This is a genomic window from Phenylobacterium sp. (assembly GCF_041919955.1).
Lineage (GTDB): Bacteria > Pseudomonadota > Alphaproteobacteria > Caulobacterales > Caulobacteraceae > Phenylobacterium.
The window spans coordinates 13,352-33,577 of record NZ_JAYRSU010000025.1; the positions used below are offsets into that span (position 1 = coordinate 13,352).

Annotated in this window: 17 protein-coding genes, 1 tRNA gene and 1 riboswitch; of the genes, 8 read left to right on the forward strand and 10 right to left on the reverse strand. The window is 67.9% G+C overall.

Going from position 1 to position 20,226, the window contains the following annotated elements; genetic code table 11:
- Positions 1 to 3: 3 nt before the first annotated feature.
- Genes cobO through ACE3T2_RS17985 form a run of 3 tightly spaced genes read right to left on the reverse strand, consistent with a single transcriptional unit; the run spans position 4 to position 3,510 of the window.
- Complete coding sequence (gene cobO / locus ACE3T2_RS17975; protein ID WP_374659863.1) at positions 4 to 615, reverse strand: cob(I)yrinic acid a,c-diamide adenosyltransferase; 612 nt, start codon at positions 613 to 615, stop codon at positions 4 to 6.
- Complete coding sequence (locus ACE3T2_RS17980) at positions 612 to 1,607, reverse strand: aminotransferase class I/II-fold pyridoxal phosphate-dependent enzyme (protein ID WP_374659865.1); 996 nt, start codon at positions 1,605 to 1,607, stop codon at positions 612 to 614. The genes cobO and ACE3T2_RS17980 overlap by 4 nt, the downstream gene beginning before the upstream one ends.
- The gene (locus ACE3T2_RS17985) at positions 1,588 to 3,510 is read right to left on the reverse strand and encodes a TonB-dependent receptor plug domain-containing protein (RefSeq protein ID WP_374659867.1); all 1,923 of its coding nucleotides are present in this window, start codon (positions 3,508 to 3,510) and stop codon (positions 1,588 to 1,590) included. Before ACE3T2_RS17985 ends, ACE3T2_RS17980 begins: the two co-directional genes overlap by 20 nt.
- A gap of 109 nt (positions 3,511 to 3,619) precedes the next feature.
- Positions 3,620 to 3,808: riboswitch (cobalamin riboswitch) on the reverse strand.
- 27 nt (positions 3,809 to 3,835) lie between these two features.
- Here ACE3T2_RS17985 and cobU point away from each other — a divergent pair.
- The 4 genes from cobU (at position 3,836) to ACE3T2_RS18005 (ending at position 7,441) form a co-directional block, all read left to right on the forward strand.
- Positions 3,836 to 4,345 carry a bifunctional adenosylcobinamide kinase/adenosylcobinamide-phosphate guanylyltransferase gene (cobU, locus tag ACE3T2_RS17990; protein WP_374659869.1) on the forward strand — a complete coding sequence of 170 codons (510 nt, stop codon included), beginning with the start codon at positions 3,836 to 3,838 and terminating at the stop codon, positions 4,343 to 4,345.
- An 86-nt stretch (positions 4,346 to 4,431) separates the two neighbouring features.
- Positions 4,432 to 5,943: a CHASE3 domain-containing protein gene (locus tag ACE3T2_RS17995; protein WP_374659871.1), complete on the forward strand. Its 1,512-nt coding sequence runs from the start codon at positions 4,432 to 4,434 to the stop codon at positions 5,941 to 5,943.
- The gene (locus tag ACE3T2_RS18000; protein ID WP_374659873.1) at positions 5,940 to 6,386 is read left to right on the forward strand and encodes a response regulator; all 447 of its coding nucleotides are present in this window, start codon (positions 5,940 to 5,942) and stop codon (positions 6,384 to 6,386) included. The genes ACE3T2_RS17995 and ACE3T2_RS18000 overlap by 4 nt, the downstream gene beginning before the upstream one ends.
- Before the next feature lie 8 nt (positions 6,387 to 6,394).
- Positions 6,395 to 7,441 carry a sensor histidine kinase gene (locus tag ACE3T2_RS18005; protein WP_374659875.1) on the forward strand — a complete coding sequence of 349 codons (1,047 nt, stop codon included), beginning with the start codon at positions 6,395 to 6,397 and terminating at the stop codon, positions 7,439 to 7,441.
- Between the two features lie 66 nt (positions 7,442 to 7,507).
- On the opposite strand, the gene ACE3T2_RS18010 is transcribed toward ACE3T2_RS18005, so the two are convergent.
- The 5 genes from ACE3T2_RS18010 to ACE3T2_RS18030 all read right to left on the reverse strand — a co-directional run bounded on the left by ACE3T2_RS18010 (position 7,508) and on the right by ACE3T2_RS18030 (position 13,576).
- Entirely contained in the window at positions 7,508 to 8,128 is a 621-nt protein-coding gene (locus ACE3T2_RS18010; protein WP_374659877.1) for a PEPxxWA-CTERM sorting domain-containing protein, read from the reverse strand.
- Positions 8,129 to 8,254: 126 nt separating this feature from the next.
- The gene (locus ACE3T2_RS18015; protein ID WP_374659879.1) at positions 8,255 to 9,529 is read right to left on the reverse strand and encodes an alanine racemase; all 1,275 of its coding nucleotides are present in this window, start codon (positions 9,527 to 9,529) and stop codon (positions 8,255 to 8,257) included.
- A complete protein-coding gene (locus tag ACE3T2_RS18020; protein ID WP_374659881.1) occupies positions 9,522 to 10,937 on the reverse strand; it encodes a D-arabinono-1,4-lactone oxidase in 1,416 nt (471 codons plus the stop codon). The genes ACE3T2_RS18015 and ACE3T2_RS18020 overlap by 8 nt, the downstream gene beginning before the upstream one ends.
- Positions 10,937 to 11,284, reverse strand: a complete 348-nt coding sequence (locus ACE3T2_RS18025; protein ID WP_374659883.1) for a cytochrome c5 family protein — start codon at positions 11,282 to 11,284, stop codon at positions 10,937 to 10,939. The genes ACE3T2_RS18020 and ACE3T2_RS18025 overlap by 1 nt, the downstream gene beginning before the upstream one ends.
- A 3-nt stretch (positions 11,285 to 11,287) precedes the next feature.
- Positions 11,288 to 13,576 (reverse strand): TonB-dependent receptor, encoded by a 2,289-nt coding sequence (locus ACE3T2_RS18030; RefSeq protein WP_374659885.1) that lies wholly within the window; start codon positions 13,574 to 13,576, stop codon positions 11,288 to 11,290.
- 153 nt (positions 13,577 to 13,729) lie between these two features.
- On the opposite strand from ACE3T2_RS18030, the gene ACE3T2_RS18035 reads away from it, so the two are divergent.
- Positions 13,730 to 14,356: a TetR/AcrR family transcriptional regulator gene (locus tag ACE3T2_RS18035; RefSeq protein ID WP_374659887.1), complete on the forward strand. Its 627-nt coding sequence runs from the start codon at positions 13,730 to 13,732 to the stop codon at positions 14,354 to 14,356.
- A 313-nt stretch (positions 14,357 to 14,669) separates the two neighbouring features.
- Here the strand turns inward: ACE3T2_RS18035 and ACE3T2_RS18040 are convergent.
- Together ACE3T2_RS18040 and ACE3T2_RS18045 are read right to left on the reverse strand one after the other, a co-directional pair.
- Positions 14,670 to 14,744: transfer RNA gene (locus ACE3T2_RS18040), tRNA-Gly, on the reverse strand.
- Positions 14,745 to 15,016: 272 nt separating this feature from the next.
- A complete protein-coding gene (locus ACE3T2_RS18045) occupies positions 15,017 to 15,634 on the reverse strand; it encodes a TetR/AcrR family transcriptional regulator (RefSeq protein ID WP_374659889.1) in 618 nt (205 codons plus the stop codon).
- Positions 15,635 to 15,790: 156 nt separating this feature from the next.
- On the opposite strand from ACE3T2_RS18045, the gene ACE3T2_RS18050 reads away from it, so the two are divergent.
- From ACE3T2_RS18050 to ACE3T2_RS18060, 3 genes are all read left to right on the forward strand, one after another.
- The gene (locus ACE3T2_RS18050; RefSeq protein WP_374659891.1) at positions 15,791 to 16,735 is read left to right on the forward strand and encodes a fumarylacetoacetate hydrolase family protein; all 945 of its coding nucleotides are present in this window, start codon (positions 15,791 to 15,793) and stop codon (positions 16,733 to 16,735) included.
- 99 nt (positions 16,736 to 16,834) lie between these two features.
- Entirely contained in the window at positions 16,835 to 18,937 is a 2,103-nt protein-coding gene (locus ACE3T2_RS18055) for a TonB-dependent receptor (RefSeq protein WP_374659893.1), read from the forward strand.
- Positions 18,938 to 18,948: 11 nt separating this feature from the next.
- Entirely contained in the window at positions 18,949 to 20,226 is a 1,278-nt protein-coding gene (locus ACE3T2_RS18060; protein WP_374659895.1) for an MFS transporter, read from the forward strand.

Genomic DNA, 20,226 nt, shown 5'->3' on the forward strand with positions numbered 1-20,226 from the left:
AGCTCAAAAGTCGATCCCGCGCTGGGCCTTGATCCCCTGCTCGAACGGATGCTTGACCAGGGTCATCTCGGTGACGAGGTCGGCGATCTCGATCAGCTGCGGCTTGGCGTTGCGGCCGGTGATCACGACGTGCTTGTCGCGCGGACGGGCCTTGAGGTCGGCGACCACCTTGTCGATGTCGAGATAGTCGTAACGCAGGGCGATGTTCAGCTCGTCCAGCAGCACGAGGTCCAGGTCCGGATCGTGCAGCATCTCGACCGAGGTCTTCCAGGCGGCCTCGGCGGCCTCGATGTCGCGGGCGCGGTCCTGGGTGTCCCAGGTGAAGCCCTGGCCCATCACCTCGTAGCGGACGCTCTCGGGGAAGCGCTTGAAGAACTGGCGCTCGCCGGTAATCCACTTGCCCTTGATGTATTGAACGATCCCGACCTTCTGGTTCCAGCCGAGGGCGCGGGCGACCATGCCGAAGGCGGCGGTGGACTTGCCCTTGCCATCGCCGGTGTGCACCAGCAGCAGACCGGGGGCGTCGACCTTCTCGGCCATCATGGCGTCGCGCTCGGCCTTCAGGGCCTGCATGGCCGCCTTGTGCTCGGCGTTCTTCTGCTCTTCGTCGCTCATCGCGCGCTCGCCTCCAGCGCGGCCGCCAGACGCGGCCAGTCCTTGGGTTTGGGAAGACCGAACCTGAGCCAGGTCGGCTGATCGGAAAAGGGGCGCGCCAGCACGCCCAGCCGCGCCAGGGCCACGAACCGGCGCGGCGCGTCGGACGCGGCGGCGAGGCGGAACAGCGCGGTCCCGCCGACGATCTCGAAACCAGTCCGGACCAGCAGGTGGTCCAGGCGCTGCGCCTCGCGCGCCAGACGCGCGCGCGTTCGCTCGGCCCAGGCCAAATCGCCGTAGGCGGCCACGCCTGCGGCGATGGCCTCGGCGCTGACCGGCCAGTCGCCGAACTGAGCGCCGATGCGGGCGGCGAGACCCGGCTCGGCGATGGCGAAGCCGAGCCGCACGCCCGCAAGGCCGTAGAACTTGCCGAACGAGCGCAGGACGATGGTGCGCGGCGTGGCCGCCGCAGCGATGCTCAGCTCCGGAGCGGTCTCGACAAAGGCTTCATCGACGATCAGCCAGCGGTCGCCCGGATCGGGAATCCCGCCGGTCGCGCCGTCGGGGTTGTTCGGGTTAACCAGGACCATGGCCTCGGCCGCCGTCTGCATCAGACGCTCGCGCGGGACGCAGACGACCTTGGCGCCGGCCAGCCGCCAGGCCTCGGCGTGACCGCCATAGGCCGGGGCGGCGATGGCCACCGAACGTGCGCCCAGCACGCGCGGCAGAGCACGCAAAGCCGCCTCGGTCCCAGGCGTGGCCACCACCCGATCAGGCGAGACGCCGAACGCACGGGCGGCGGCGGCTTCGAGGGCCGCCGTCTCCTGCGGGTCGGGCAGGCGGCGCAGCGCGGCGGGGCTGGCCCGCCGCGCCGGATAGGGCCGCGGATTGATTCCGGTCGAGAGATCGATCCAGGGCCCGGGGGCGTTCGGGAACGCCGCCCGGGCCGCGGCCAGCCGGCCGCCGTGGCGGAGGAACTCCGCCAGTTCCGGATCAGAACTTTGCACGGACACCAGCATAGAGCCCCCGGCCCGGCGAGCCGTAGTTGCGGGTGGTCTCGTAGTCGTCGTCGAAGGCGTTTTCGACACGGCCGTAGAGTTCGAAGGTCTCGTTCACCGGATACGACGCGCGCAGGTCCAGCAGGGTGTAGGGCTGGAGGGTGTAGCTGTTTGCCGCGTTGTCGAAGCTCTTGCCGACATAGCGGATCGCCCCGCCGAAGCTGGCGCCGCCCGCCCAGGTGTAGGTCGCCTGGATGTTGGCCTGGTGCTCGGGCCGGCGCGGCAGGGCCTTGCCGCGGTTGACGCTGCCGGCCACGTCGTTTTCGGCGTCGGTCCAGGTGTAGTTGGCCGCCACCTGCAGCCGGCCGAGGTCGGCCGCCCCCTCGAGCTCGACGCCCTCGGCCTTGGTGCGGGCGGTGTTGGCGTAATAGCCCCAGCGCATGGCGCCGTTCACGACGCACATCGGGTCGGCGGTCGAGCTGCAGGAGACGTAGTCGATCTGGTTTGTCGTCTCGCGCTGGAACCAGGTGGCGCGCAGGACGAACCGGTCCATGAGCCGCTGTTCGACCCCGAGATCCCAGGCGTCGGCCTCCTCGGCCTCCAGCGTCTTGTTCCCGTACTCCGAATAGAGCTGGTAGAGGGTCGGGGCCTTGAAACCCTGGCCGAAGCTGGCGCGCAGCACGGTGTTCCCGTCGTTGAGCGACCAGGCCGCGGCGAGTTGGCCGAGGGTCTTGTCCCCGAAGGTGTCGTGGCTGTCACGGCGCAGGCCGGCGGTGAGGGTCAGGCCGGGGATCACCTGCCCCTGCACCTGGGCGTAGACGCCGTCGAGGCCGGCCTTGCCGCGGGTGACCGGCGGCCTGGGGTTGAACCCGCTGGGCGAGGCCGAGCGCATGGACGCGTCTTCCATCTCGCCGCCGAAGGTCGCCGTCCAGGCTTCGTTGATCGCCCACACGCCCTGATACTCCCAGCGCTTGTTCTCGCCGCGGGCGTCGAAGGTGATGTTGGTCACCGCCTGGTCGGGATTGGTGTTCTGGCGGTCCGTGCGGGTGTAGCCGTAGGCGAGGCGGTTCTTCAGGGCGCCGTCGAAGAGATCGAGATTGATCCCGACATAGCCGACGAACTCCTCGGTCTCGCCGACGTCGCGGCTGTCGGTCTGGAAGCCGTCGAAGTCGTTGCGGCCCTTGGAATAGACGCCGCGCGCGTCGAACGAGAGGGCGTCGTTGAAGGCAAACAGCGCCCGGCCGCTGACGCCGGTGTTCTCGTAACCGTCCTTTTCCTTGCCGAGACGATAGGAAGAGACGCCGTCGGTTTCATAGCGGCCGGCGGCCAGGCGCCAGGCCAGGCGCTCGGTCTTGCCGCCCACGCCGGCGCGGAAATAGCTCGTGCCCATCGAGCCGCCTTCGGCCGACACCTGACCCTCGAAAGGCGTCTCGGCCTCAGCCGTGATCACGTTGACCACACCGCCGATGGCCTGGCTGCCCCACAGCGTCGACTGGGCGCCGCGCAGGATCTCGATGCGGGCGATGTCCCCGGCCAGCAGGTTGGAGAAGTTGAAGCCGCCGCCGGTCGAGGACGGATCGTTGAGCTTCACCCCGTCGATCACGACCACGGTCTGGTCGGTCTCGGCGCCGCGGATGCGCACCGAGGTGGAGCCGCCGACCCCGCCGTTGCGAGAAAAGGAGACGCCCGGGGTCGTGGCCAGGAGGGTCGAGACGTCGACCGTCTGGGCCGCCTTGATGTCTTCGGCGGTGACGACGCTGATCGACTGGCCGACGGTGTCGGCCGCCTGGGGCGAGCGGTTGGCGGTGACGACCAGTTCGCTGACGCTGGCGACCGTCGCCGGCGAAGCGGTCTGGGCGACCGCGGCGGTGGAGAGACCGCACAGGAGCGCGGTGGTGGAGAGCAGAGCAGACTTCATAAGGGTGGTTCCCCCTGACGCATGACGACATGAACCCGGGCTTGCGCACAGGTTCGACGGACGTCGTCTCTCGGGAAACTTCCCCGTCCGCACGCTCCCACCGAGCATACGAAGGACGACCGCGTCAGGCAGGTCTCCTGGCTCACGGGTCACAGCCGGTGCGCGCCGCCTTCCCAGACTTCCGTCCAGTGGCCTATGACGCGCGGGCTCGCCGCTCACAGTTGCGGGGGCAGCCCAGGTCTTCCACCTGAGTTCCCTATTATTCCCCTTGCGGGGAACCTGATGCGGGGCGTGGACTAGGCCGCCGCAAGCGGAGCGTCAACAGATGAGCTTCACCTTCGTGATCGGCGGCGCGCGCTCGGGGAAGACGCGATACGCGCTGGAGCAAGCGCTTGCGCGTCCTGGCTCCCGCCGCGTGATGATCGTGACGGCCCAGGCCCTGGATGAGGAAATGACGCAGCGGATCGCGCGCCACCGGGCCGAGCGGGGCGAAGATTGGGCCACGGTCGAAGAGCCGCTCAATCTGGCCGCCGCAGTGCGAGGCCTCGCCGCCGGCGAGGTCGCGGTGGTCGACTGCCTGACCCTGTGGCTCAGCAATCTGATGCTGGGCGACCTCGACGTCGGCGCGGCGACGCGCGAGCTGAGCCAGGCCCTCGCCGCCAGTGCGGCGGAGATCTTCGTGGTCAGCAACGAGGTCGGCCAGGGGATCGTGCCCGACAACGCCCTGGCCCGACGGTTTCGTGACGAGGCCGGCTGGATGAACCAGGCCATGGCCGCAGCCGCCAGCCGCGCCGTTCTGGTCGCCGCCGGCCTGCCGCTGGTGCTGAAGGGCTGAAGTCCGAAGCGGCGCAGCAATGTCGGATACCTGACTATAAACATCCGTGGCCTCTGCTACTGCCGCGATCGGTTGAAAGGGTTTGCATGACGCGGACGGGAGACAGCGCACGCGGGCGGACGCAGATCGCCTTCAATCGGCTCGCCTTGATCGGTCTGGTTTTGGGTTTTTTGGCGCTCGGCGCCGTCGTCGGCCTCGCCGCCTGGACGGTCGGCCAGTACAAGACCTATGGCGCCCTCGTTAGCCACACTCACCTCGTGGTGCGTGAAATTTCCGACCTGGGCGTCGCCAGTGAACGCGCCGAAACCGCGCGGCGCGGATATCTGCTCAAAGCGGACAGGCGCTTCGAAGAAGCCTTCCGCGCCGCGACGACCGAACTGCCGCAGCGTATTGGGCGACTGCAGACCCTGACTGCGGACAACCCGCGACAACAGGCCCGACTAGCTCGCATCTCCACGCTCAACACGAGCCGCATTCAGATGATGGAACGCTCCATCACGCTGGTGCAAAGCGGTCAGCGGGCGCGAGCCCTGGCCGAATTCGAGCAGGACGGCAGCGCCGAAGCCGTGTTCGAGTTGCGGACCTTGACGCGCGCGATGGTCGAGGACGAGACGCGGCTCCTCGGCGCGCGTGCGGATCGGCAACAGGCCATTGGAACGCGCCTCGTCGCGGCGCTCATCGGGGCAGCAGTCCTGTTGATCATCGTCGCAGTCACGGCTGTATCGATCGTCAGCCGGATCATGTTCCAGCTTACCCGGTCCCACATTGAGCTGGCCAAGCTGAACGCAGGCCTGGAGGACGCGGTTAGGGAGCGGACGTCCGACCTGCAGCGCGCCAACGACGAAATCCAGCGCTTCGCCTACATCGTCAGCCACGACCTGCGCTCGCCCCTGGTCAACGTGCTGGGATTCACGAGCGAACTCAGCGCCAGCTTGCCGCCGCTGCGCGACCTGCTGGAGCGCACTGAAGCAGAGGCTCCGACCCTGGTCAGCAATGAGGCGCGGGCCGCGGTTCGCGAGGATCTTCCCGAGGCAATCGACTTCATCCGGGGCTCGACCCAGAAGATGGATCGACTGATTAACGCCATTCTGAAGCTCTCGCGCGAAGGGCAGCGGATCATCACCCCAGAGCCGTTGAACATGTCGGCCTTGCTGGGCGGCGTCGCCGAAACCGTGCGCCATCGCCTGAATGAGAAGCACGCCGAAATCCAGATCGAGGGCGTACTTCCCGACATCGTTTCCGATCGCCTCGCAATCGAACAGGTTTTCAGCAACCTGCTCGACAACGCCGTCAAGTATCTGAGCCCCGAGCGGCCCGGGCGGATCGTGCTGCGCGGCTGGCAGGAACATGGGCGCGTGGTCTATGAGGTCGAAGACAACGGTCGCGGCGTGGCCGCCAAGGACCACGAACGGATTTTCGAACTCTTTCGCCGCGCCGGAACCCAAGACCAGCCGGGAGAAGGTCTTGGGCTGGCCCACGTTAGGGCGCTTGTTTACCGCCTGGGCGGCATAATCACCTGCAGCTCGGACTTGGGCCGCGGCGCGACATTTCGCATTTCCCTCCCCTCAACGGCGGGGCTTAAAGGACCGAGCGCATGAGCCAACAGCAACCCGTGACCATCGTCATGATCGAAGACGACGAAGGCCATGCGCGCCTCATTGAGAAGAACATCCGTCGCGCCGGCATCTCCAATGAAATCAGGCATTTCACCGATGGCGGCACAGCGCTGCAATTCCTTTATCATGCCGAGGAAGGTCCGATGTTGAACGGCCCCGCGCTGATCCTGCTGGACCTCAACCTGCCGGACATGAGCGGGACGGACATCTTGGCCAACATCAAGAGCGATGAGCGGCTGAAGCGCACGCCCGTCGTCGTGCTGACCACGACCGACGACAAGGTCGAAATCCAGCGATGCTATGACCTGGGCTGCAACGTCTACATCACCAAGCCCGTCGATTATGAGAACTTCGCGCAGGCGATCCGCCAGCTCGGTCTGTTCCTATCGGTGATCCAGGTGCCGGAAATCCAGGTCGGCGCCTGATGCAGTCTATGGCGCAGGTTCTGTATATCGACGACGACGATGGGTTGCGCCGTCTGGTTTCGCGCCGCCTGAAGCCGCTCGGCTTCGAGATCACGCCTGCAGCGGATGGCCACGAGGGCGTGAGCTTGGCCGAATCCCGTGGTTTCGACGTGATCGCGATCGACCACTATATGCCTGGCCTTGACGGCTTGAGCACGCTCGAGCAGATTCGCCAGATCGCTCCCCAGACGCCGGTCATCTACGTGACCGGCTCGGAGGAAAGCCGCGTCGCGGTGGCCGCGCTCAAAGCCGGAGCATCGGACTATGTGGTCAAGTCCACCGACGAGCACTTCTTCGACCTGCTCGGCAGCAGTTTCGACCAGGCGCTGGCGCAGCTGCGACTGCAGACCGCCAAGCGGCGAGCCGAAGAGGCGCTTCAGGAAACCAACCGGCGCCTGGAAGCGCTGGTCGCCCGTCAAAGCGCGATGCTCGCCGAGGTGAACCATCGCGTCGCCAACAGCCTGCAAATGGTCTCGGCGCTGGTCAGGATGCAGGCGTCGGCTCTGCAGGACCACAACGCCCGTGCAGCTCTGGTCGATACCCAAAGCCGCATTCACGCCATCGGACAAGTGCATCGCCGCCTCTACACCTCCGACGATGTCGCGACTGTGGACCTAGTCGACTATCTCGAAGGCCTCGCGCGCGATCTGACCGAAACAAGTTCTTCGCCGCAGGCTCCCCGCACGGTGACGCTGTCCGGCGCCTGCGCGCTGGTGCGGACTGATGCTGCGGTGTCCCTGGGTGTGATCGTGGCGGAGCTGGTCACCAACGCTTGCAAGTACGCCTATGCACCGGACGCGCCCGGAGAGGTCAGGATTCTTATCTCCGATACGGCCGACGGCGCAGTGCGCTTGGAAGTCCAGGACGACGGCCCCGGCTTCGACCCAGGAGCAGCGCCGAGAGGCAGCGGCCTGGGCAGCAAGGTCGTGAGGGCCATGGCCTCGAACCTTCGCGGCGAGCTCACGCTCGATCGACGGTCAGATGGGATGAGCGCAATCCTCGCCTTTCGCCCCTAACCGACCAGCGGAAAAGGCCCGCCCTCCGCGAGGAGGACGGGCCCTTAATCTCTCGAAGCAGTCGCCTTAGGCGGCGAGCGCGAGCTTGCGGCGGCTGCGGACCATGGCGCCGGCGACGCCGAAGCCCACGATCATCATCGCCCAGGTCGTCGGTTCCGGAACCGCCGAGACCTTGATGTCGTCGATGACGTTGCCCTGCTGGTTCGAGGGGCCGGTCTGGGTGATGTTCAGCGCCCCGCCCGTGGTGGTGAAGGTGAACGAATAAGCGTTCAGACCCGAATTCGAGGCCAGCGGACCAACCACGGTCGACCAGTTGCCGATCGAGAAGGTGGTGGTGCGCGCGCCGGCGCCGCGGTTGTTGCCGCCGAGCAGGAACTCGAGCGTGTAGGTGCCCGCGCCGAACACCTGAGTCGAGATCAGCTGGCCGGCGGGGTTGTTGCCGTTGCCCGTCGAGCCGTCGAGATCGACGTAGTTGCCGTGTCCGGGATAGAGATCGAAGAAGCCCGTGCCGATCAGGTCGACCGATCCGGGCGGGCTGCCGACGTTGAAGTTGGCGTTGCCGCCCCAGTTCAGGCCCTGGGTCGCGGAGTTGAAATCTTCGAACAGCAGGACCGAGGCGGAGGCGCCGTGCGCAGCCGCGCCGGCCGCGAGCAGCGTGACGGCCGCGGCGATCGACTTGAGCTTCATGATGAAATTCCGAGCTTGTCGCAGGCGACCCCCGCCTACGTTAACCTCTGGTACACCATATCGACGCCCCCGGCGCAACAGCGTTCGACCAACAAAGTGCTGTGAAACGCACCTGCGCCGAAGACGTCAGGCCGAGACCGCGAAGGTCGGCCAGAAGCCGGTGATCTTCTCGCCGTCGAACAGGGCGATGTCGCCGAACTGCAGGAACAGCGCCTCGCTCTGAGTCGGCCGCAGGAAAACGTAGTCGTCGGGCTTCAGCGTGACCTTGTCGGAGCCGGTCAGGAGTTCCTGGTTGCTGGAGCGGCCGAACAGGGTGCTGAACTCCAGTCCCGGGGGCGACAGCGGCGTGGCCAGCCAGTTACCGCCGTAGATGAAGAACGCCCGCTTGGTGTTCGGGTCCATGAAGTTCAGCGGTCCCGACAGCCACTCGTTCCCCGGCAGCCGCATCCGGTCCAGCGCCTTGATCACCGGGGTGGCGATGAAGGCCGCCGGGATGTGGCGCGCCAGGCCCGGGACGTCGAAATGCCCCGGCTTGACGAAGGCCGAGCCGACCGAGACTTCGTTGGCGACCGTGCCCTTGGCGTGGAAGGCGTAGGTCGGGCTGCCGGCGCCGTTCAGGGTCAGCGGCTTGTCGCCGACGCTCTTGCGCAGCGCCGCGATGGCGGCGCGATAGCGATCCTGAGACTGGGCGTAGGCCGCGTCGGGGTCGCTCATCGCCGGGACGTGCGGATCGTAGCCCATCAGCCCCTCGACCGAGACGCCCGGCAGCTCGCGCGCCTGGGCCAGCGCCTGGGCCAGGGCCTGCACGTCCGGGAAGCCGCCGCGGTGAAGACCGACGTCGATCTCGAAGCTGGTCCGCAGTGGGACGCCGGCGGTCTTGGCGATCTCGGCATAGGCCTTGAGGCGCTGGGGCGTGTCGATCAGCCACTGGATGCGGCCCATCGGCTCGGGGCCGATCCTGGCCAGGATTTCGGCGAACTCGGCCGCCGGCAGCGGCTTGCCCAGCAGCAGGTCGGCGCCGGGACGCGCAGCCATGGTCTGGAGCATGGAGCCGTTGAAGACCATGAAACGCTCGGTCGCCATGCCGCGCGCCACATGGTCGATCAGGCCCTGGGCGGGCAGCGACTTCACGACGATGCGCAGGGGCAGCTTCTTCGGCGCCAGCGCCTCGCGCGCCGTGGCGATGTTCTGGTCCAGGCGGCGCTGGTCGATGACCAGGACGGGATGGGCGAGGCCAGCCTTCCGCAACGCCTGGGACAGCGTGACGAAGTAGGCGTCGTGGCCGCCGCCGGCGTCGCCCTTGCGCGAGGCCAGCACGGCGCCCGCACCGAGGACCGCCGCACCGCCGCCGATGAACGCCGCCCGCCGGGTCCAGCGGCGGCTGCGGGTGTCGTCAGCCATCGAGGAAGATCCCCTTCAGATAATCGTTCAGCATCCGGCCCTGGGGGTCGAGGGCGCGCCGGACCTCGCCGGCCTCGCGCCAGCGGGGATAGATCCCAGCCAGGTCGCGGGCCTTCAGCGAATGCAGCTTTCCCCAGTGAGGCCGCCCGCCATGGCGGCGGAAGATCGGTTCGATGATGCTGAAGAAGAAGTCGTAGTCGTCCTTGTAGTAGGCGTGGACCGCGACCGAGCCGCACTCGCGCCCATAGAACGGCGAGAGCCAGGCGTCGTCGGGGGCGATGATCCGCACCTCAATCGGGAAGAAGACGTCGCCGCGCTGAGTCTCGATGGCCTTCAGCACCTCGCGCAGGGCCGGGACCTGGGCCTCGATCGGAAGATGGTACTCCATCTCGTTGAAGCGGACCGGCCGCTCGTTGGAGAGCAGCTTCCAGCCTTCGTCCACCACCTCTTCCGGCGGAATCTTCGCGAACTCCTTCTGAGCGATGCTGCGGCGGAGCGAGGGCGTGAACTCGAAGAGGTCGCGCAGCTGCTTCAGCGCCATCAGGGTGTCTGTGTCCTGGTCCGGCCCGCGCGGCTTCACCGGCATGTCGGTCACGTCGTTGGTGATCACCGCGGCGTAGCCGGTGAACGGCACGGCGTAGAACTCGACGTTGCGATGGCGGCGGGTCAAGGTCGGCCAGTCCTCGATCACCTCGTCCAGCGGCCGCACCTGGGTGCGCTTGACCACCCGGCCGAGCGGCTGGTTCTGCAGGGTGACCTGGGTGACGACGCCGAAGGCGCCCAGACCGACGCGCGCGGCGTTGAACACCTCGGGCCTTGTCTGGGCGTCGCAGTCGATCAGCTCGCCGGTCGGGGTGGCGATCTGCAGCGCCACGACCGAGCCGTGGATCGCCTGGATGCCCTTGCCGGTGCCGTGGGTGCCGGTGCCGATGGCGCCGCCGACGGACTGCTTGTTGATGTCCGGCAGGTTGATCATTTCCTGTCCGACGGCGGCGAGCGCGGGGCCGAGATCGGCCAGGCGCGTGCCGGCCCGCACCACCGCGCGGTGGGTCGTCGCGTCGTGCGAGACGAGGCCCGTCATGCCGTCGAGGGTCAGCAGAGTGCCGTCGGTGGGGGCGAGCGCGGTGAAGGAGTGACCGGCTCCGACCGGCCGGACCGGCCCCGGCGAGGTCTTGAGCACGTCCAGCAGCTCGTCCTCGCTTTTCGGCGCGGCGCGGCGGGCCGGATAGGAATGGGCGACGCCCGACCAGTTGCTCCAGAGCAGGCGGCCTTGCGCGTCCTGGGCCGGCAAAGCGGCCGCCTCGCGGTCGAGCCACATGCGCCGGCCGACCAGAGAGCCCGCGCCGACGGCGGCGAGGCCCGTCACGCCTGCGCCGGCCAGCAGGACGCGTCTCGAGACCTTGGACATCATTCCCTCCCAGCCATGAAGGCGATCAGCGCCTTGAAGTCGTCAGGCGTGCACGAGAAGCACTGCCCCCCCGCCGGCATCCCGTTCAGCCCGTTGACGGCGCTCGCCAGCAGGGCCGCCTCGCCCTTCTTCCAGCGGACGTCCCACTGCGTGCGGTCGCCGGTCAGCGGCGCGCCGGTATCGGCGACTGTATGGCAGGACTTGCACGACTGCTCGTAGAGCCCGGCCAGCCGCGCGTCGGCCGGCTTCAGGGCGGCGCTCTCCGCCGGCGTCAGGGGCTTGGCCGGCGGCTGGCCCTGGCATGCGGCCAGGACCAGCGCCGACGACAGTACGGCCAGCACTCTCATGGATCAGTACGCCACCTTGAATTCGACGCCGAACGACCGCGGCTCGCCGATATTCTGCTCGATGAAGCCGAAGTCCGACAGGTCCACGGCGTAGTTCACATAGCGCTCGGCCGTCAGGTTGCGTCCGAAGATCGCCGCCTCCCAGCGGCCGTCGTCCGAGCGCAGGGCGATGCGGCCGCCGACCAGCCAGTAGCCGTCCTGGGACAGCAGCGGGGCGTTGTCGGCCGAGAAGAACTGACTGCTGCGGTAGGACACCGAAGACTGCAGCACCACCGCCGCGCTCATGGCCTCGAGCGGGATTTCGTAGCTGGCCACGCCGCTGAAGGTGACCTTCGGCGACAGCGCCAGCTGGTTGCCCGAGAAGTCGGCGCCGGCGCTGACGAAGTCTTCGATCTTGGTGTCGAGCAGGCCGAGGTTCATGGTCACGTCCAGGTGCTGGACCGGCTTGGCGACCAGCTCGACCTCGGCGCCGTAGATCGTGGCGTCGGCGGCGTTGTCGAGCAGTTGCAACGGCAGGGCGCCGGTATTGACCAGAGTGTAGAGCTGCAGGTCCTTGTAGTCGTAATAGAACGCCGCCGCATTGAGGCGCACGCGCCCTTCCAGCAGGGTCGACTTCAGGCCGGCCTCGTAGGCGGTCAGGGTCTCTTCGTCGAAGGGCTGGGCCTGGCGGGCCGCCTCGATGGGATCGAAGGAGAGGAAGCCGCCGTTGAAGCCGCCGCTCTTGAAGCCGGTCGAAACGCTGCCATAGACCATCACCCGCTCGGCGAGATCGTAGTCCAGGCCGATCTTGAACGAGGCGTTCTCGAACTTGGCGCTCTGGTCGAAGGCGTAGAGCGGCAGGACGCCGCCAGGGATCGGCGTCCCGCCGATCAGCGCGTCCTCGAACCGGCCGGCCGCGCTGAACTGCTTTTCCTCGTAGTTGTATCGCGCGCCCACCGTCGCCCGCAGCTGCGGCGTGATGGCGTACTCGATCTGGCCGAACAGCGCCGCGGCCTCGGTCTTCTGGGTGTTGAGGGCGCGGGCGAACAGCACTGGCGCGCCGCCGGTGGAGTCGCCGGCCGGGTCGGCGCCGCCGCCCGGCGTCAGGACCCGCAACTCGCGGAACAGGTCCACGGTCTGGTTCTGCTTGAGGGTCTCGCTGAGGTAATAGGCGCCGGCCACCCAGTCGGTCCGCTCGCCCTTGCCCGACAGCCGCACCTCCTGGGTGAAGGTGTGCGAACGCACGCCGTAGTCGATGGCCATCAGGGCCAGGGGACTGGCGTCGGTGTCCTCTCGGTGAATCTTGTCGTTGTAGTCGTAGGCGGTGATCGAGGTGAGGGTGACCTCGCCCAGGTTCCAGTTGAAGCGCGCCGAGGCGCCCCAGTTCTCGACCTCCAGCTTCTCGCGGCGGTCGTAGGCGCCGCGGTAGAAGCTGCTGGGGCTGACATAGCCCAGGACGTTGCCGCAGGCGCCGGCCTGAATGGCGGTGATCGCGCAGGGCGCGCCGGTCGCCGGATCGAGGACGCCCAGACTCCGGTACTGCGGCGCACGCACGTCGACCTTCCCGCCATGCAGGCTGAACAGGGCGTCGAGGTTCTCGCTGAAGTCCACCGCCATCAGGCCGCGCAGCGCGAAGTAGCCCTTGCCGTTCTCGCGGCCGCCGGTCAGGTCGTTGCGGATATAGCCGTCCGAGCGCGCGCCGCTCGCCGCCAGGCGCACGCGGACCGCGTCATTGACCGCCCCGCCGACCGCCGCCTCGCCGGTCACGGTGTCGAACGAGCCGTAGGAGAGCATGGCCTTGGCCGTGAACTCTTCGGTCGGCTTGGCCGAGATGAAGTTGATCGCCCCGCCGGTGGCGTTGCGGCCGTAGAGCGTGCCCTGCGGCCCCTTCAGCACCTCGACGCGCTCGAGGTCGAAGATCTGGAAGGTCTGGGCGCCGGGCGAGCTGACATAGACCTCGTCGACATAGACGCCGTTCGGACCGGCGTTGTTGGAGCTGGTGTCGGAAAGGCCGACGCCGCGGATGTAGATCAGGGGCTGGTTGCCCTCGCCGCCCGGCAGGCCGATCTCGACGTTGGGCACAACGCTGGCGATGTCCGAACTCGACTTCACACCGAGGTTCTGCATCGTCTCGCCGGTATAGGCGGTCACCGCCACCGGCACGCTCTGAAGGCTCTGCTCCCGCTTCTGGGCGGTGACCACGATGTCCTCGACCGTCGTCACGTCATCGCCCGCCTGCGCGTAGGCCGCGCCCGCGCAGAACAGCGCCATCGCCGACACCCCGGCCAGCAGGCCCGCTTGCTTCCCCCGCATCCGATTCCCCTCGGTTATTGAGCTATAGCTATCGCTATATTATAGTCATCGCTATAATCGTCAACAGCCGCGTGATCGAGCGCGCCGGCAGGGTTGACGAAGGCCGGCGCGGTGGTCACGCATGACCTGGCGCGGTGAATGAAGGGAGCCTCAGTGGCGAGACGGAAAGCGGCGGAGACGGCCGGCCAGGCCGGGAAGCCGACGCGGGAGATGCTGCTGGACGTGGCCGGCGAACTGCTGGCCGACGTCGGCATCGAGCGGATCTCGACCAACCTGATCTGCCGCCAGGCGGGCGTGACGCCGCCGACGCTCTATCACTACTTCTCCGACAAGTACGCAGTGCTGGAAGCGCTGGGCACGCGGCTGATGGACCGCCAGAACGACGCCCTGGTCGCCTGGATCGCGCGCCACGCCGGCCGCGGCCTGGAGGGCTACGCCGGCCACCTTGCCGAGCTGCTGCACGAGACGGCGGCGATCACCCGCGCCCAGCCGGGCGGCGTCTGGATCGAGCGCTCGCTGCACGCCACGCCGAACCTGACCCATGTGCGCATCGCCTCGCACGAATACGTCACCGGCAAGCTGACCGAGGCCTTCGCGCCGCTGCTGCCGCACCTCACCCGCGACGAGGTGTGGCTGCGGATGCGGGTGGCGGTGGAGTTCGGCTATGTCGCCACCGAGATGGTCAGCTCCAGCCCCGAGAGCCGCCGCGACGCCATCTTCGCCGAGACCGCACGCATCCAGCGCCTGGCCATGCTCGACGGCGCGTCGCCTCAGGGATAGGCCAGGCCGCCTCGGAGATCGACCTTGAGCTCGACGCCGTAGGCCAACCCCGCCAGATCGGCCGCGACTCGCACAGCCGGATGGTCATCTGGAGCGGACCGCGCCGCGGGCTAGCCTTCTGCAGAGGCGCAGGCGCGCAAGGACGCGCGCGGTTCTCGAGGTTTGATGCCGGATCGCCGCCCCACCTTACGCGGCGTGGATCAACGGGGCGCCGTCGATGACCCCGCAGCGCCACCGAAGCCTTGGCCCTCGCCTGCCTGCAGGACGGCGCCGGGCGATGAGCCGCGATCAGCCGGACTAGTGCTGAAGAAATTGGAGCGGGCGATGGGATTCGAACCCACGACATTCAGCTTGGGAAGCTGACGCTCTACCCCTGAGCTACGCCCGCGCTCGGCCGCCCTGGGGGCGGCTGGGGCGCGGAACATAGACGCAGAGGTGCGGCGCGCCAAGCGCCCTTCGTCAAGGACGTGGCGACCAGCGCAAATCGAAGAGGATCGCCCGCCGTCCACTGAGGCAAACAGACCCGGATGGCGCCGAAGCGGCTCAGAGCTTGGCGAAGCCGAAGACGACCTGGCGCCCCACGCCACAGTGTGACGGCCCGACGCTGGCGACCGTTCCAGCCAGCCCTTTTACATGCCTCAGGCCGCCCACGGTCAAGGTTCAAGTCGCCGGCTTCAGGGCCCGCTGAGTGAGGAGGTCGCCGACCAGCATCAGCATGGCCGTGTAGTCCTCGCGGGAAAACGCTTCCGGATCGATCCTGTACCCAGCGTGGACGCCGATCGACATGCAGAGCATCGCGCCGGCGATGAGGTCCAAGTCCTTGCCGTCACGGCCCGACAGCTTTGCCAGATCGTCGCGAAGGCCGCTGCGGATATGATCGTGGAAGGCCGCATAGATCGGGCGGACCTCCAACTGCTGGCTGTCCTCGGCCACCATCCGCGCGAAGAAATTCGCGGTGGGGTCTTCCGCAAAACTATCGTCGATCTGGCGCAGCAGTCCTAGCGGGCCGTCCGAGGCGCCCGCCGGCGCGCCGATGGCCTTGGCTCTTGCAAGCACCTCGTCCAGGCAGGCCTTGAGCAGGCCCTCCTTGGTCTTGAAGTGGAAGAACACGGTCGCCTGGCCGTAACCGGCGTCCTCGGCGACCTGCTCGGTCGAGGTCGCGCGATAGCCCTGCCGCGAGAACAGGTCGATCGCCGAGTTGAGGATCTTGCGCCGCGCCATCTCCGGGTCCTTGGAGACGCCGCGCACACGTTTCGCGGCCTTGGGGGAAGCGGGCATCGAGGTCTCTTTCAGCAGCGTCAGGGCGGCGAGCGCAGCCGCACGGCGCGCCTGGTTAGCCGACCCTCATCGACGACCAGATTGACGAGTGTCGAGCCCTATGACAAGAACTGAGTCATCAATCAGTTGAATCATAACTCACAATAGGAAACGGTCATGAAGCTCGTCACCTTCCGCTCCAAGGAGGGCGCCTCGCGGCTCGGCGCGATGGTCTCGGACACCCATGTCCTGGACCTGACCTTGGCGGACCAAACGGGCGCAGGTCCGTTCGGGTCGATGATGGACCTCATCGCGGCGGGGGAAGCGGGCCTCGACCAGGCGCGGGCCCTCGCAGCGGTCGCGCCCGAGCGCGCGATCATCGCGCTCAACGAGGTCCAGCTTCAGGCGCCGCTGCCGGTACCGGCGCGGTTGCGCGATGCGGGAATGTTCATCGAGCACTTGGAAATTGTCGCCAAGGCGATGGCGCAGATGGCCGTCGAACAGGGCGCCGGTTCGGGCGCTGCGCCTGCGCCCTTCGAGGTCCCCGAGGTGCTCTATCGACGCGCCTGCTACTACAACGGCAACCACCATGCGATCCTTGGCCCGGACGAGCCCTTGCGCTGGCCCTCGCGAGTGAGCGTGGTGGACTACGAGCTGGAGCTCGCCGTCGTCGTCGGCCGCGCCGGATCTGACCTCAGCCCGGACGAGGCGCGGTCCCACATCTTCGGCTACACCCTGATGAACGACTGGTCGGCGCGCGACCTCCAGATGGACGTCAAGCCCTCCGGAGCCGGCCCCTGCATGGGCAAGGACTTCGGCACCAGCCTGGGTCCCTGCATCGTCACCGCCGATGAGATCGGCGATCCCCAGGCGCTGGAGCTGGAGGCCTTCGTCGACGGCGAACTCTGGTCCCGCGGGTCCACACGCAACATGCAACACAGCTTCGCCGAGGCCCTGTCCCAGTTCAGCTGGATCTCGCCCCTGGTGCCGGGCGAGGTGATCGGTTCGGGAACGCCCGCCTATGGCTCGGCGAGCGAACAGGGCAAGCGGCTCGAGCCGGGCCAGGTGGTCGAACTGCGAGCCGCGGCGATCGGCGCGCTGAGAACGCCGATCCAGGCCTGAGGCAAGCGCTCTCGGCGCGACTGAGCTCAAGAAAATCGAATCTACAAACGGGGGAAGAACATGCCCAGGATCACGCACGCCCTATGGGTCGGAACTGCATTGGCCACATTGCTCGCGGCGCCGGCCCTCGCCCAGGTCGGCGGCGGCGCTGAGCTCGAAGAAGTCATCGTCGTCGCCAAGAAGCGCGAGACGGCTCTCCAGACCACCTCCGGCGCGATCAGCGCCCTCGGCGCCGAGGCGCTCGAGAAGCAAGGCGTGCGCAGCATCGCCGACCTGAAGTCGGTCGTACCCAACGTCTCGATCGGCGAGGCGCGCCTGGCCGCCAACAACATCGTCGCCATCCGCGGGATCAGCGGCCAGGACGGTGGGCAGGACGAACCGGTCGGCATCTATCTGGACGGGGTCTATCTCAGCCGCCCGCAGAGCCACTTCTTCGCCCTGGTCGACATCGAGCGGATCGAAGTCCTGAAAGGTCCGCAAGGCACGCTCTATGGCCGCAACTCCACGGCCGGGGCGATCAACATCATTACCCGCAAGCCCGGCCAGACCACCGAAGGTATGGCCTTCGGAAGCGTCGCGAACTTCGACACCTATCAGGTCAAGGGCTCGATTGAGGGCGGTCTGACGCCAACGCTCTCCGGCAGGCTGTCGTTCAACTACGCCGATTTCGGCGGCGACCTGCGCAACACCTTGACCGGCGCCCACGAACGCCAAGCGCAGGACGGCTTCGTCCGTGGCGTGCTCCGCTACGAAGCGGACGACCGACCCACCGTCGACCTCTCGGTCGACTACGCCAGGGCCGAGGGCGCCACGGCGCTCAAGAACATGTCGGTCGAGGGCGGAAACTATGGGGATCCGGAGACGGTCGCCCTCGACCTGCCGGTGCGGGGATACAACCGCGAGGCCGGCGGCTTCGGTCTGACGATCACCCAAGCCCTCGGCGACCTCGAACTGGTGTCGGTGACCGGTTATCGCAAGCTCGATTTCGATGTCGTCTATGACGCCGACGCCAGCAATATCGCCGCGTTCCAAGCCGCCATCGCCAGGGGCCTGGTCCCCGCCAGCGCGGCGATCCTGCGCGACAGCCGCTCCTTCCAGGCGATCGCCTCGGACCAGTTCAGCCAGGAGCTGCGTCTCTCGGGCAAGACCGGTCGACTCGACTGGATGGTCGGCCTCTACGGTTATCACGAGACGAGCGACTTCGCGTTCGATGTGAACTTCCTGGCCCAGAGCGCCAATGTCGCCTCCAGCCGCACGCGCTCGGCCAACACCGCGACGTCCTACGCGGCCTTCACCCACCTCAACTACGCGCTCACCGACCGCGTCGAGATCGAGGCGGGCCTTCGTTACAGCTATGAGCGCAAGGAGATCGATCGCGACGTGTTCGCCGCCGCCGGGGGCGGTTCGCGCGTCATCGAGAACCTAGAGGACAGCTGGTCGCAGGTGACCGGCGACGTCAGCCTCAACTTCAAGCCGACCGAGGACGTGTTCGTCTATCTGACGGCGGCCCAGGGCTTCAAGAGCGGCGGCTTCAACAACACCCAGCCGAAATCGCCGAGCTTCGGCCCCGAGAACGTCGTGTCCTACGAAGCCGGCGTGAAAACTGCCCTTTTCGACCACCGGGCCCGGATCAACCTGTCGGTCTTCCACATGGATTATGACGACCTGCAGGTCCGCTTCGTGGCGGGCCTCGGCCAGATCATCATCCGCAACGCGGCCAAGGCGAAGATCGATGGAGCCGAACTTGAAACCTCCGCGAAGCTGACGCCGGGCCTGCTGGCGAGCTTCAACCTGGCTTACCTGGATGCGCGCTACGACCAGTTCCTGTTCGGCGCCAAGGACTTCAGCGGCCATCGCCTGAACCAGGCGCCGAAGTGGTCGCTGCGGGCGGCGTTGAACTATGCGCGCGAGCTCCCGAACGGCGGCGAGGTCCGCGCCCAGGCCGCCTATGCCTGGCAGGCGCGCGAGTTCTACCGGGCCGAGAACGATCCGCTGAACGGCAATCCCGGTTACGAGACGGTGGACGCCCGGCTCGGCGTCTCGCCCTTCTCCGACCGGCGTCTCAGCCTGGAGATCTGGGGCAAGAACCTGACCGACGATCGTTATGTCGGCGCGGTCATCCCGCTCGCCGGGGACCTCGCCTATGTCGGCAGCATCAACCGCGGGCGCACCTACGGCCTCGACCTGAAATACGCCTTCTAGGCGCGTCGCTCATGGCCCCGCCCCTCCCCGCTCAAGGTCACGCGCGGCCCTCACGGCCGGCCGCGATCTACGCCCTGGTCCTGCTGACGCTGAGCTACGCGCTCAATTTCATGGACCGCTACGCCTTGGCGGCGATGGCCGAGGCGATCAAGGCCGACCTCAAGCTCACCGACACGCAGGTGGGCCTTCTGATCGGGTTCGCGTTTTCGCTGGTCTATTCGGTCTGCGGGATCCCGCTGGCGTTGCTCGCGGACCGGACGAGCCGCAAGCGGGTGCTCGCCGCCTCGATCGCGGTCTGGAGCCTGATGACCATGCTGGGGGCGCGCGCAGGGTCCTTCGTCGCTCTGGCGGCCTGCCGCATGGGCGTCGGGGTCGGCGAGGCCGGCGGCGTGCCGCCGGCGCACGCCCTGCTGGCCGACCTGTTTTCGCCCCGGAGCCTGCCGGCGGCCATCGGCGTCTATTCGAGCGGCTCGGCCGTCGGCCTGGCGCTCGGCCTGGGCCTGGGGGCCGCTCTGGCCGAAACCTATGGCTGGCGCCAAGCCCTGGTGATCCTTGGCGCCCCTGGCCTGATCCTGGCCGCGGTCATCTGGCTGACCCTCCGCGAGCCGGCGCGAACAGGGTTGCGGCGCGCGCAGGCGGCGAGGCGGCCGTTCTGGCCCGATCTGCTCGGCGTTGCGCGCAACGCCGGCCTGCGCCGCTTGTCCATGGCGATGAGCCTGGCCGCCGTGGCGGGCTTTGGGGCGCTCGCCTGGCTGCCGGCGCTGCTCCACCGACGCTTCGCGGGCGGGGCGGACGGGCTCGACCAAGCGCTCAGCCAGGCGATCGGCGCGGCCAACCTCGGCGGGGTGCTTCTCGGCGGCGTCATCGCCGGCTTCGTCGCCCGTCGCGGCGGAGATTCGGTGCGGATCGTGTGCTCGGCCTCCGTCTTGGCCGCAGCGCCCCTCCTCTGGACGGCCTGCGCCGCCGCGACGCCGGGCCCCTTCGTCGCCGCGGCGGCCGCAGGGGTCTTCTTCCACAGCCTGATCCTCGCGCCGGTGATGACCGGGGTCCAGCAACTGGCCGGCCCCGAAAGCCGCGCCTTGTCGTCCGCCAGCCTCCTGCTGGTCATGAACATCGTCGGGCTGGGCGGCGGGCCGTTCCTCATCGGCGTCCTGAGCGACAGCCTACAGGACCTAGGGAGCGCCGCGGCCCTGAGCATCGCGCTTGGCGTGGCGATCGCCAGCTACCTCCTCGCAGCCGCCCTGTTCCTGGCGCCGGCGCCGAACGCCCATCCTCAACGGGAAGCCTGA